Genomic DNA, 13,292 nt, shown 5'->3' on the forward strand with positions numbered 1-13,292 from the left:
AATTTTTACATTGCAACAATAAAAATGTCCTCCTAAGGGACGCTTTGCGAAGCTCCAAAAGAAATTTATATCCTGCTTTAAACGTTTTTAACTGATATTTTTTTAAGTTTGAGGAATACAACAAACCAAAACAGATGTTCGAGAAGCTATTCAGGAAGAAATCAATTTCCAAGATATTACAAGATGCAGCAAAAGGTTATGGCGACCATGAAAGTTCGTTGCATAAAACACTTGGCGTTCGCGATTTAACTGCTTTCGGCATTGCCGCTATTATTGGTGCGGGCATTTTTAGTACCATTGGTAAAGCCAGTGCAGATGGTGGTCCGGCGGTAATTTTTCTGTTTATTTTCACGGCAGTTGCCTGTAGTTTTGCTGCTTTTGCCTATGCAGAGTTTGCCTCAATGGTGCCGGTTTCTGGCAGTGCATATACCTATTCGTACGTTGCTTTTGGCGAATTAGTAGCCTGGATTATTGGCTGGTCGCTGATTATGGAATATGCAATCGGAAATATTACGGTCGCAATTTCATGGTCTGATTATTTCACGGGGCTACTCTCCTCCATCCGAATACCGGCATTAGGCATAGACGGAATTAATATCCCCGATTGGGCAACAATGGATTACCTGACTGCATTTAATGGCCATAAGCACGCCGAAGCGCTACTAGCAGCAGGTAAGAATATTGGCGGACTAGACGCTGCCACTGCGGTTGCAAATAACGCCTGGTTAACTGCTCCAAAAATTGGTAATTTTCACCTAGTTGCCGATTTACCCGCATTGGGAATAATCATCTTTATAACCGCTTTAGTTTACCGGGGCATGAAAGAAAGCAGAAATGCAAGTAACGCAATGGTTGTTGTAAAGCTTGCGGTTATTCTGTTGGTTTTATCAGTGGGCATCTTTTACATCGATACGAAAAACTGGAATCCATTTGCGCCTAATGGCGTTTCTGGAATATTGAAAGGCGTTTCTGCTGTGTTTTTTGCGTACATCGGTTTCGATGCAATTTCTACAACCGCAGAGGAATGCAAAAACCCACAACGTGATTTACCCCGAGGGATGATGTGGGCAATTATTATTTGCACAGTTTTGTATGTTGCAATTGCCCTGGTTTTAACTGGCATTGTAAAATCAGATACGCTCGCAGTTGGCGACCCGCTGGCATTCGTTTTCGACCAGATAGACATGAAATTGATGAGCGGAATTATTGCAGTTAGTGCCGTGTTTGCAATGGCAAGTGTTTTATTGGTGTTTCAAATGGGGCAGCCCCGCATTTGGATGAGCATGAGTCGCGATGGTTTACTTCCGAAATCATTTTCAAAGATTCATCCAAAATACAAAACGCCATCTTTCGCAACTATTGTTGTGGGTTTTGTTGTCGCCGTACCATCACTGTTTATGAACTTAACCATCGTAACCGACCTTTGTTCTATAGGTACTCTATTTGCCTTCGTGCTGGTTTGCGCCGGAGTTTTAGTACTTCAAAACAGGCCTGATGTACAACGCGGAAAGTTCAAAATACCTTATGTAAACAGTAAATTCATAGTTCCGTTAGCTTTTATCGCGGCTATCGCTTTCGCGTTTATAAAGTATAATAAAGAAACCAAAGCATTTATATTAAACACTCCAAAAACAATTGAAACGGTAACTTTTGTTACTTCATTAAATGGAGATGAGCTAAAAATTATCAAAGAGGAGATTGTGAAAAACGTGGCGCCGCAAATTATCCTTACAGAGAAAGTTGATGCAGAATCATATTTGAGTAATTTACCTGCCGATAAATATGAGCAGTTTATTTCTGCTTCAAATATTCCGGTAGAAAAGAAGTATGAAAGTGGCTGGAGCTTGTTCAAACACAAAATACCGATGTGGATTTTTCTCATCATTTGCGTGTTTATCGCATACTTCAGCATTACTAAAAATCTATCTCTCATCCCTGTTTTAGGCTTAATTAGTTGCCTTTACATGATGTGCGAACTTGGAATTTCAAACTGGATAGGTTTTAGCATCTGGCTTGTAATTGGGTTAGTGGTCTACTTTGCTTATGGCTTTAAACATAGTAAACTGGGCCAGGAAGCCATCAGTTAATATTTTGTTAGTATAATCACAAAAAAAATCCCTCATGCTTTTAAGCCTGAGGGATTTTTGTTTTACAAGAACTTATCAAACTTTCTTCTTTACAAAGGCCATAACTGTTATCAGCACCAGACCAGCAAATGAGGCAATAATATATTTGTCTTCATTTGGCCAATGCAAAACCTTTGCCGCAGGGCCGATAAGAAAAAGGCAAATCGCAAGAATTAAAAAAACGCTCCTCATTTAAACCGGCAATCTGTGTAATTCAATATCATCCGGAGTTACAAAAATTAGAGGCACTTTTTCTACATCTACGTAACTGCTATCCAAGCCAAAACTTCTTTCTTCGGATAAACTTAACTTCTTCAAAATGAAGTAATAATCCATAATCTGGCGCTCATAGAAACTTAGTTTCGTAAACTTAGATAAGTGTTTTTCCAGGAGGACAAAGCGGAAATCACCCGCAATTTTATGTTTGTTTAATGAGGTGTATTGACTCGTAATATCGATTTCGCCATTCTTAACCAGTTCTTCTACAACTTTACGGTAAAGCAAATTCACACGTTGTTCTATACGGAAACCTAATCTAAAATCAATACGGATCAATTTACCCGGAATCAGGAATTCTACCTTATAATCGAGGGTATAGGGCTCATCCATTACATCTACGTGTACCAACCAATAAACATCAGCACGCTTAGGTTCTTTTTGTATAATCGAATAAATAATTTTCGATTCTATTTCTGTTTTGAAGTTCGCACTTGTTAAATAAACCAGCTGTGAAGAATATTTTGGAACCGATTCATCACTACTCAATTCGGTTAAAATCTGATAGTAATCTTCAATTTCGACATATTTAACAAAACGATTCTTAATTTTTCTGGCTACGAACCAACTCCACATTATCGTAAACAATAACGAACCAATCATTACTGTAACCCAACCGCCGTGCAAAAATTTGGTTAGATTACTGATCAGGAAAGTGCCTTCAATAATAACATACGTAAAAAAGAAAGTCGCTATTAAATACTTAGGAAAACGCTTACTCCGCAAATAGAAACTCACCAGAATGGTTGTCATGAGCATGGCAATCGTTATCGATAAACCATAAGCCGCATCCATCCTTTCTGCCTTTTGAAAAAGCAGAACAATTCCACAGCATCCAATCCAAAGCATCCAGTTTATAGACGGCACATACAGTTGCCCTTTAGAAACTGAAGGATAAACAATTCTGATTTTTGGCCAAAGGTTTAAGCGAACGGCTTCGGCAATAAGCGTAAACGACCCGCTTATTAAAGCCTGACTGGCAATAACAGCTGCCATCGTTGCCAAAATAACCATTGGTACCTGAAAATGGCCCGGCACAATTTGGAAAAAAGGGTTCATTTTGGCACCCGGAATATAAGTTCCGCTATTTTGAAGAATCCAAACACCTTGGCCAAGGTAATTTAAAATCAGGGTCAGTTTCACAAAAATCCAGCTGATGCGAATGTTATTTCTACCGCAATGACCTAAATCGGAATACAATGCTTCCGCCCCTGTAGTACAAAGAAAAACGCCACCAAGAATTAAGAAAGCAAGTTGATTGGTAACTAATAAGTGTATCGCATAATAAGGATTAAATGCTTTAAGGATACTGAAATCCTTTACAATAAAAGAAATACCCAACACGCCCAAAACGGCAAACCACACAAACATTACCGGCCCAAAGAGCTTACCTACCAGGTTGGTACCAAACTGTTGGATGATGAAGAGAATTGTTAAAATGGTGAGTACAATTGGTATTACAGGTACATCAAATTTGTTTGTTAAGCCTTCAATTGCCGAGGTTACGGTAATACTCGGCGTTATAATTCCATCGGCAAGCAACGCACAACCACCAACAACTGCGGGTACAACCAGCCATTTGGCTTTTTTCCTTACCAACGAAAAAAGTGAAAATATGCCCCCTTCACCTTTGTTATCTGCCCTTAGGGTAATTATAACATACTTTATTGTGGTTTGTAAAGTTAGTGTCCAAATGATGCAGGAAAGCACACCCAATACATTTGTTGGATTTATATCTTGCTTTCCTCCAAGTATCGTGGTAAAAATCGCGTTTAGTGTATATAGTGGTGAAGTACCGATGTCGCCGAAAACAATTCCTAAACTAATCAGAACTCCGCCGGCAGTTAGCGCATTTACATTTTTATGATTTGACACTTCTTTATATTTTTAGTGCGGCAAAAGTAAACTAACTATAACAATTTAACAACCAATTTATTGTGTATTTTACACACCATGAAATTTAAAATTTATTGTTAAATTGTGTTAAATAATGGCTTTTAAACAAAATGTTTAATTTCTTTGTTTTAAATTAATACATTTGCTATACAATTTGATGAAACTCTACCCAAAGATAACGCTTCTCTCAACAATTGCCTGCATTCTGTGCATGCTAATGTTCTGCGGGATGAATTCTTGGGCTCAACAAACCGACAGCATCCGGATTAGCCTCAAAACGAGGACAAAAAAAGCAAGTAAAATTCCAGAGATAAAAGCCAATATCCAGCCTTATAAACCTTTGTATATGTCGGTTGCCGGCGGGAGTATGTTTAATAGTTACTCTGCAACAAGCAAAAGTACGGCCTTAGTTTCTAAGGATAAGTTGTTAACTATCGTAAAAATTTATCCAAATCCGGTTGAAGACCAATTGAACATCATCTTATCAATTGGAAAAGATGGAACACAAACAACCATCAAAATAATTGATTTATTGGGCAATGAAGTTGTTACGCTAGCCAACGAACGATTAAACTCTGGTGAGCAAACCAAAAGTTTTGTCATCCCATCCCGCCTAAATGCAGGCATCTACTTTTTAAGGGTAGTAGCCGGATCAGAAAGTCAGGTTAAACGCATATCTGTTTTATAACACCATTTTCTTTTCTATTTTTGAGTCGATTTGAAGATTTCAACTCACCATTAAATTTCATATCCAAAGCAAATGAAGATAATCGCCATTGGCCGAAATTACGCCGAACACGCAAAAGAATTAAACAATCCTGTTCCAACCACGCCTGTAATATTTTTAAAACCAGATACCGCTTTATTAAAAGACAATAAGCCATTCTATCATCCCGATTTCTCTGAAGATGTTCATTACGAACTGGAAGTTGTTCTAAAAATTTGCAAGGAAGGTAAACACATTGCCGAAAAATTTGCCGCAAATTATTACGATGAAATTGGTTTGGGCATTGATTTCACTGCCCGCGATATTCAGGCAAAACACAAAGAAAAAGGTCTGCCCTGGGAACTGGCGAAAGCTTTTGATAACTCTGCTCCCGTTAGCATCTTCTTACCGAAAACAGATTTCGAAGATATGTATAATTTAAGTTTCGAGCTAAAAGTTAATGGCGGGAGCAAACAAAACGGGCATACTAAAGACCTGTTGTTCTCGTTCGAAAAGATAATCAGCTTTGTTTCCAAATACATTACACTAAAAAAAGGCGACCTGATTTTCACCGGAACGCCGGCTGGTGTTGGAAAAGTTAACAGAGGTGATAAATTGGAAGCTTGGCTTGAGGGCAAGCAAATGTTAAACTTCGATGTTAAATAACCGGATGCAAAAAAAACCGATTTCTACTTTTAAATACTACGCTTCCATTTTTTGTTTTTTGCTTTCTGCGACTTCAACTTATGCTCAACAAATATTTAGTTCCAACAAATATCCGCTAACTTATTTCAGGCAACCGCTGGACATTGCACCGCCGGCACTTGCTGGTTCTTTCGGCGAAATTAGAGGGAATCATTTCCACTCCGGCATCGATTTCAGAACCAATCAACGTGAAGGCTATCCTGTTTATGCAGTGGCAGATGGGTACATTGCACGACTTAGGGTTCAAAACAGTGGTTTTGGACAGGCGCTCTACATTAACCATCCAAATGGCTTTACCTCTGTGTACGGGCATTTACAGAGATTTGCACCAAAAATTGCAACGATTGTAAAAAACCTGGAGTATGAAAAAAAATCATTCGAGATTGACGAATTCCCTAATGAGACTTTAATTCCCGTTCGTAAAGGCGAGGTAATTGCCTGGTCGGGCAACAGAGGCAGCTCGGGTGGCCCGCATTTACATTTCGAAATAAGAGATACAAAAACCGAAGAAACCATAAACCCGCAATTTTTTGGCATTGATATTCCTGATAACATTCCGCCGGTTATTTATAGTTTGTACGCTTACCGCCTAAATGGGAAGGTTTTTAATGAATCTACACCCAAACAGGCAATTGCAATTAGTGGTTCGAACGGCACTTACAAAGCAACTGCGCCAATAATCCTCACCGGCGAAGTTGGCTTCGGAGTGGTAACAACCGACAGGCACAACGGTTTATCGGGCACCAATGGCGTTTATTCCATCCAATTAGAACTTGATGGCAAAATGATTTATACTTCGGCACTGGAGCGCTTTGCTTTCGAAGATAGCAAGGCCATTAACTCCCATATCGATTATCCCACCTATCTTAATACGAAGAGAAGTATACAAAAAAGCTTCGTAGAGCCGGGTAATCCACTAAGCATTTACAGCAACCTGGTAAACAGCGGACGGATAAATTTTAATGATGGTGAAATTCATCAACTTCGCTACATCATAACTGATTCGAAGGGAAATCCATCGACACTATCCTTTTCTGTGCACGCAGGTTCGGCACCAGCGATTTCGCCGGTTGTTCAACCCGGTATCATTTATCCTTATAACAAAACAAACGAATTTAATACTGACGATATCAAAGTAGTTTTCCCGAAAGGAACCTTATACAGTGATTTGAATTTTACGTACAAAAAGTTGCCCAAACCGCAGGCAAATGCTTTTTCAAGCCTACATCAAATCCATAACCGCTATACACCGCTGCATATTGGTTTCGACTTATGGATTAAAGCTGACAACCTGCCCGAAGGCTTGAGAAGCAAGGCGCTCATCGCAAATTCAAATGGCTCATCGCAAGGCGGAAACTTTGAGAATGGTTACGTTAAGGCGACACCGAGAAATTTTGGAAATTTCTACATTGCTGTTGATACAATTGCGCCGAGAATTGTTCCGGTTAACATTTCTGATGGGAAAAATATGGCAGGATTGTCGAAAATAATATTGCGACTAAGTGATAATCTTTCGGGTATCAAAAGTTTTAACGGCTACATAGATGGGAAATGGGCGCTAATGGAGTTCGACACTAAAACGGCAACCCTGTGGCATACGTTCGACGAGCGCACCACCTCGGGCAAGCATCTGCTCGAGCTTGTTGTTGTTGATATGAAAGACAATACAAGAAAGTATTCAGTAAGCTTCTACCGGTAAAAAAGGAAGATTCTAGAAATTTGTGCGCTGGGAATATTCTTTAAAACCATCATTTTATGATTATATATGATAAACTTAAAACTGTCATATTTTAAATAACGATGAACACAATAATGACTTAAACTGTTTACATTGCAAATTGAACCAATTACCTATTCAGAAATCAATAAAACAAATATGGCAGAGTTAAAAGAAGGTGATGTTGCTCCTGCAATTACCTCGAAAGACCAGAATGGAGCAGAAGTTTCTTTAACGGATTATAAAGGACAAACTGTTGTTTTGTATTTTTACCCAAAAGATGACACACCCGGTTGCACTGCCGAAGCATGCGATTTCAGAGACAACTATCAAGGTTTGCAAGCTAAAGGAATTGTTGTTTTGGGCGTTAGTGTTGATGATGAAAAGTCGCACCAAAAATTTGTTACGAAACACAACCTGCCCTTTACTTTACTTGCAGATACCGACCAAAAAATTGTGAACGATTACGGTGTTTGGGCGGAGAAAAACATGTATGGAAAGAAATATATGGGTACAGTTCGAACAACTTTCATTATCGATGGCGAGGGAAAAATTTCGTACATTATTAAAAAGGTTGATACAAAAAACTCAACTCAACAGGTACTCGATTTAATCAATAACTAATTATGATATAGCAGGTAAAATATTACCTTTGCTATGTAACACAACTCTTATTTTAATGAAACATACGATAAAAGAATTAGAAGATATTGCTTCGCAGATAAGACGAGATATTGTAAGAATGGTTCACGGATGCCAGTCTGGCCACCCAGGTGGTTCATTAGGCTGCGCCGATTTTTTTACAGCGCTATATTTCGAAGTTCTAAACTACAATACAGATTTTAAAATGGATGGCGTTGGCGAAGATTTGTTCTTCCTGTCTAACGGCCACATTTCACCTGTGTGGTACAGTACATTGGCACATGCAGGCTTTTTCGATAAAAGTGAATTGGCAACTTTCCGCAAGTTAGATTCAAGATTGCAGGGCCACCCAACTACGCACGAAGGCTTACCAGGCATTCGTGTAGCTTCAGGGTCGTTGGGCCAAGGCATGTCTGTAGCCATTGGTGCAGCGTTAACGAAACGTTTAAATGGTGATAAATCTTATGTTTTCACTTTGCATGGTGATGGTGAGTTACAAGAGGGTCAAAACTGGGAGGCTGCAATGTTTGCGCCTTTTCATGAATTAGACACCTTAATTTGTAGCGTGGATTATAACGGACAGCAGATTGACGGGCCTACTAAAAAGGTACTTTCGTTAGATAGCTTACAGGCTAAATTCGAGGCTTTTGGATGGCATGTAATCAATACAGACGGCAACGATATGCAGGCGATAGTTGAAGGCTTACATTATGCGAAAACCTTAACAGGAAAAGGCAAGCCAATTTTAAACCTGATGAGTACCCAAATGGGTGCTGGTGTAGATTATATGATGGGTTCTCATAAATGGCACGGAACGGCGCCTAATGATGAGCAATTAGCGGCTGCATTAGCGCAATTACCAGAAACTTTAGGAGATTATTAATTTCCCCAATCTCCGCTAATGGGGATAAAAAATTTACATTTTACACTAACAAATAAAGCTCCTTTAGGGGTTGGGTTTATGAAAAACTGCGAGGCAAACTTGTAACGCAGATAATTTAAAAATATAAAACCGTGAAAAAATACACATATACAGAGAAAAAAGATACACGTTCAGGTTTTGGTGCCGGTTTACACGAAGCTGGTAAAAAAAATGAAAATGTTGTTGCTTTGTGTGCCGATTTAGTTGGTTCATTAAAAATGGATGCTTTTATCAAAGATTTTCCCGAGCGCTTTACACAAGTGGGTATTGCTGAAGCAAATATGATTGGTATTGCCGCAGGTATGACAATTGGCGGAAAAATTCCATTTACAGGAACTTTTGCCAATTTCTCTACAGGTCGTGTTTATGATCAAATTCGCCAGTCGGTAGCATACTCAAATAAGAATGTTAAAATTTGTGCATCACATGCTGGTTTAACTTTGGGCGAAGACGGTGCAACGCACCAGATTTTAGAAGATATTGGTTTAATGAAAATGTTGCCGGGCATGGTGGTTATTAATCCTTGCGATTACAACCAAACAAAGGCAGCAACCCTCGCAATTGCAGAATACGAAGGCCCGGTTTATTTAAGATTCGGTCGCCCGGTAATCCCGGTATTTACCGATCCTGACCAAAAATTCGAAATCGGAAAAGCCTGGATGGTTAATGAAGGCACAGATGTAACCATTATTGCAACCGGCCATATGGTTTGGAAGGCAATCGAAGCTGGCGAAAAGTTGGCAGAGCTTGGTATCGATGCAGAAATAATCAACATTCATACCATTAAGCCTTTGGATGATGAAGCGATCTTAAAATCGGTTAAAAAAACAGGTTGTGTAGTTACCTGCGAAGAGCATAACAAATTTGGCGGGTTAGGCGAAAGCGTTGCCCGTTTACTAACTACTGAACTACCTACGCCACAGGAGTTTGTTGCTACAAATGATACTTTTGGAGAAAGCGGAACGCCTGACCAGCTGATGTCTAAATATGGTTTAGATGCAGTAAACATTGTGGAAGCCGCTCAGAAAGTAATCGGCAGAAAGAAATAATATATAAACAGCCTACGTTAAAGACATAAAGAACACAAGGAAATATCCAAACCTTTGTGTACTTTGTGTCTTTATTATTTAATTCCTAATCGTTTTTAATGAAACAAGTTGAAGATTCAGAAATTCTCGCAATGTTTGCCGTAGAGCGTACTCGCAATGAAGCTTTTAATTTGTTATTAAAAAAATACCAGCAAAAAATATATTGGCACATTCGGCGTTTGGTTCTAAATCATGATGATTGCGATGATTTGATACAGGAGGTTTTTGTTAAAGTTTGGAAAAACCTCGATAAATTCCGGTCAGATTCCCAGCTTTACACCTGGATTTACCGAATTGCAACAAATGAATCCATTACCTTTTTAAATAAGCAAAAGCAGCGAAATAATACACCTATGGACGAGGTTTCTGCTGAGCTTGCTGAGAATTTGGTCGCTTCCTCCTACTTTAATGGTGATAAGCTGGAATTGAAACTTCAAAAAGCAATTCTTACCCTACCCGAAAAACAGCGAATTATTTTCAATATGAAATATTTTGACGACATGAAGTATGAGGAAATCTCTGAAGTCCTCGGAACGTCGGTAGGTGCCTTAAAAGCATCATTTCACATCGCTGCTAAAAAAATCGAAGCTTTTATCACAAATGATGAAATAGACTATTAAACCTTTTCACTTTAATTGTATCATATATCTGTGATGAATGAAAATTTAGAAAATAACGATTGGATTAAAGATGCGCCTACCCTTGCCGCAATGGCGAGGCGCAATCCCTTCTCCATTCCTGCCGGCTATTTCGACAATTGTGAGGAGGCTTTTTCCAGCTACATTTATTTAGATGGCTTGAAACGAAATACTACTGAAAATGCATTCCTTGTTCCGGAAAATTATTTTGAGGAGCTGACGGAAATGATTGAGACCCGGATTGCTATTGAGCATTCGCTTAAAGCGGATAATAAATTTGCAGTGCCGGAAAATTACTTCGAAACTTTACAAAGCAGAATTACTGCTAAAATTGAATCAGAGCAGATCATTAACAAAGAAGCGAAAATTATTCCATTATGGCGACGAAGCTTTGTTAAATATGCAAGCGCAGCTTGTTTTGTAGTGATTTCTTCATTTGGCGTTTATTTTTATCAAAACAACCAAACGGAAGCTAATGTTAATATTCCGCAAATGCAGTCTGCCGACTTAGCTAGCGAACAAATGCTTTACGATATCGATGAGACTACAATCATAGATCATTTAGAGGCACAAAATATATCAAATACAAATACAACTTCTGCCTCAGATACAGAAGTGGAAAACTACATCCTGAATAATTATTCGTCGACGGATTTGGCTCAGGAATTATAAAAATTACTAAAAATGAGAAATTTATTTTTCGCCGCTCTATTGTTTCTTTTACCATCAATGCTTTGGGCACAAAGGCCCCGGGGCGAGGAAATAGAATCGTTGAAGATTGCTTTTTTCACTAAGAAATTAGACCTTTCGCCAGACGAAGCAAAAGTTTTCTGGCCTATTTATAATGATATGCAGGCAGAACAAAACGGGCTTCGTAAAGAACGTTTTCAAAAAATGATTTCGTTTAGAAAAGTTACAGAAATTGATAATTTAACTGATGCGCAAATTCAAAGCTTAATTACCAGCGAATTCGATTTCAGACAACGCGATTTAAACATTGAGAAGAAATATTACAATAAATTTAAAGCAGTATTGCCAATTAAAATTATAGGTAAATACTATCGGGCTCAGGAAGCGTTTAAGCGAGAATTGCTGAACCGTTTTAAGGATAAACAATAGATAAAAGTTCTTGCAGGTAAATCTGTAAGACTTTTTTTTTCTAGTGCCTAAAGTGCTTTATTGAATTATACTCATTAATCTCTTCCTGCTTTTTTAATTCAGGATATTTCAACGATAAACACTTGGTGTTGAAAAACAATTTCATCATTCCCGTCGGCGGAAACTACAGAGCTTTGTTTTCAAAATTAATAAAGAAAAACTAATCAACCGCAAAACAGAATTCCATTTCATTTTCCGTATTTTTGCATCATGTTAACACAACGCCAGTTGTTTCTGCAACACAATGCACAAACGTCTCCAGAGCCATTAATGCTCGAATTTGTAAAAGCCAGCGGTGTTTATATTTATGATGCACAAGGCAAAAAACACCTGGATTTAATTGCAGGCATTGGGGTAAGCAATGTTGGACATTGCCATCCGGCAGTGGTTAAAGCAATACAGCAGCAGGCGGAAACCTATATGCATTTAATGGTGTACGGAGAGTACATTCAAAGCCCGCAGGTTAATTTCGCAAAGGCTTTGGCCGATATATTACCCGAAAGCTTAAGCTGTACTTATTTTTTAAATTCGGGAACTGAAGCTGTTGAAGGCGCCATGAAATTAGCTAAGCGTTACACGGGAAGAAAAGGGTTTATAGCTTGTAAAAATGCTTACCACGGCAGCACGCACGGGGCGGAAAGCTTGATGGAAAGCGAATTTTACTCTTCAGGATATGGTCCTTTTTTACCAAACGTTAGCTTTATCGAGCATAATAATTGCTCCGATTTAGACAAAATTACCACAGACATTGCTGCTGTTTTTATCGAACCTATTCAGGGCGAGGCCGGCATCCGGGTTGCAGATTTAGCTTACATGCAGGCGCTGAGGGATAAATGCAATGAAACCAAAACGCTGTTAATTTTTGATGAAATTCAATCAGGTTTCGGGCGGAGCGGTAAAATGTTTGCATTTGAACACTATAACGTTGTGCCAGATGTTTTGCTTTTAGCTAAGGGGATTGGCGGCGGAATGCCGATTGGAGCATTTATCAGCTCGCTCGAAATTATGTCGGTACTCTCTCATACGCCCATTTTGGGCCATATGACAACCTTTGGCGGTCACCCGGTATGTTGTGCAGCCGGTTTGGCAACTTTGAGAACTTTGGTCGACAATAAAATAGTTGATGAAGTTGAAGAGAAAGGCCAGCTTTTTAAAAAATTGCTTATTCATCCGGAAATTAAAGAAATTAGAGGCAAAGGCTTAATGCTGGCGGTAGAATTTGAAAACTTCGAAATCAACAAAAAAATTATAGATGCCTGTATTTTAGATGGGCTACTTTCTGATTGGTTTTTACACTGCAGTAATTCTATGCGGATAGCTCCCCCATTAATTATAACAAAAGCAGAAATCGAAGAAGCTTGCCAAATCATCCTTAAAAATATTAACTTAGTTCTGGAAAAAAAGTGATCAATCGGTGT

At 38.8% G+C, this 13,292-nt stretch carries 12 protein-coding genes; 11 read left to right on the forward strand and 1 reads right to left on the reverse strand.

Translation table 11 applies throughout. The features are described from left to right. Positions 1 to 134: 134 nt before the first annotated feature. A complete protein-coding gene (locus AC0IWT_RS11010) occupies positions 135 to 2,087 on the forward strand; it encodes an amino acid permease (RefSeq protein WP_471797254.1) in 1,953 nt (650 codons plus the stop codon). A 231-nt stretch (positions 2,088 to 2,318) separates the two neighbouring features. On the opposite strand, the gene AC0IWT_RS11015 is transcribed toward AC0IWT_RS11010, so the two are convergent. After that, positions 2,319 to 4,277, reverse strand: coding sequence for a KUP/HAK/KT family potassium transporter (locus AC0IWT_RS11015; protein WP_056870122.1), 1,959 nt, complete (start codon positions 4,275 to 4,277; stop codon positions 2,319 to 2,321). Positions 4,278 to 4,455: 178 nt separating this feature from the next. Between AC0IWT_RS11015 and AC0IWT_RS11020 the strand changes: the two genes are divergently transcribed. The 10 genes from AC0IWT_RS11020 to AC0IWT_RS11065 all read left to right on the forward strand — a co-directional run bounded on the left by AC0IWT_RS11020 (position 4,456) and on the right by AC0IWT_RS11065 (position 13,281). After that, on the forward strand, positions 4,456 to 4,986 hold the full coding sequence (locus AC0IWT_RS11020) for a T9SS type A sorting domain-containing protein (protein ID WP_471797255.1): 531 nt from the start codon (positions 4,456 to 4,458) through the stop codon (positions 4,984 to 4,986). 72 nt (positions 4,987 to 5,058) lie between these two features. Then, positions 5,059 to 5,670 carry a fumarylacetoacetate hydrolase family protein gene (locus AC0IWT_RS11025; protein WP_471797256.1) on the forward strand — a complete coding sequence of 204 codons (612 nt, stop codon included), beginning with the start codon at positions 5,059 to 5,061 and terminating at the stop codon, positions 5,668 to 5,670. A 4-nt stretch (positions 5,671 to 5,674) separates the two neighbouring features. Then, positions 5,675 to 7,408 carry a M23 family metallopeptidase gene (locus AC0IWT_RS11030; protein WP_471797257.1) on the forward strand — a complete coding sequence of 578 codons (1,734 nt, stop codon included), beginning with the start codon at positions 5,675 to 5,677 and terminating at the stop codon, positions 7,406 to 7,408. 177 nt (positions 7,409 to 7,585) lie between these two features. Continuing rightward, the gene (gene bcp, locus AC0IWT_RS11035; protein WP_471797258.1) at positions 7,586 to 8,050 is read left to right on the forward strand and encodes a thioredoxin-dependent thiol peroxidase; all 465 of its coding nucleotides are present in this window, start codon (positions 7,586 to 7,588) and stop codon (positions 8,048 to 8,050) included. Positions 8,051 to 8,105: 55 nt separating this feature from the next. Continuing rightward, positions 8,106 to 8,951: a transketolase gene (locus AC0IWT_RS11040; RefSeq protein ID WP_471797259.1), complete on the forward strand. Its 846-nt coding sequence runs from the start codon at positions 8,106 to 8,108 to the stop codon at positions 8,949 to 8,951. A 131-nt stretch (positions 8,952 to 9,082) separates the two neighbouring features. Beyond that, positions 9,083 to 10,039: a transketolase family protein gene (locus AC0IWT_RS11045; protein ID WP_056094733.1), complete on the forward strand. Its 957-nt coding sequence runs from the start codon at positions 9,083 to 9,085 to the stop codon at positions 10,037 to 10,039. A 98-nt stretch (positions 10,040 to 10,137) separates the two neighbouring features. Continuing rightward, a complete protein-coding gene (locus tag AC0IWT_RS11050; RefSeq protein ID WP_056870119.1) occupies positions 10,138 to 10,698 on the forward strand; it encodes an RNA polymerase sigma factor in 561 nt (186 codons plus the stop codon). 33 nt (positions 10,699 to 10,731) lie between these two features. Then, the gene (locus tag AC0IWT_RS11055; protein ID WP_471797260.1) at positions 10,732 to 11,388 is read left to right on the forward strand and encodes a hypothetical protein; all 657 of its coding nucleotides are present in this window, start codon (positions 10,732 to 10,734) and stop codon (positions 11,386 to 11,388) included. Between the two features lie 12 nt (positions 11,389 to 11,400). Next, the gene (locus AC0IWT_RS11060; RefSeq protein ID WP_056870117.1) at positions 11,401 to 11,835 is read left to right on the forward strand and encodes a hypothetical protein; all 435 of its coding nucleotides are present in this window, start codon (positions 11,401 to 11,403) and stop codon (positions 11,833 to 11,835) included. 249 nt (positions 11,836 to 12,084) lie between these two features. Beyond that, on the forward strand, positions 12,085 to 13,281 hold the full coding sequence (locus AC0IWT_RS11065) for an aspartate aminotransferase family protein (RefSeq protein WP_471797261.1): 1,197 nt from the start codon (positions 12,085 to 12,087) through the stop codon (positions 13,279 to 13,281). The last annotated feature ends 11 nt before the right edge of the window (positions 13,282 to 13,292 follow it).

Source organism: Pedobacter sp. AC464 (assembly GCF_979253075.1).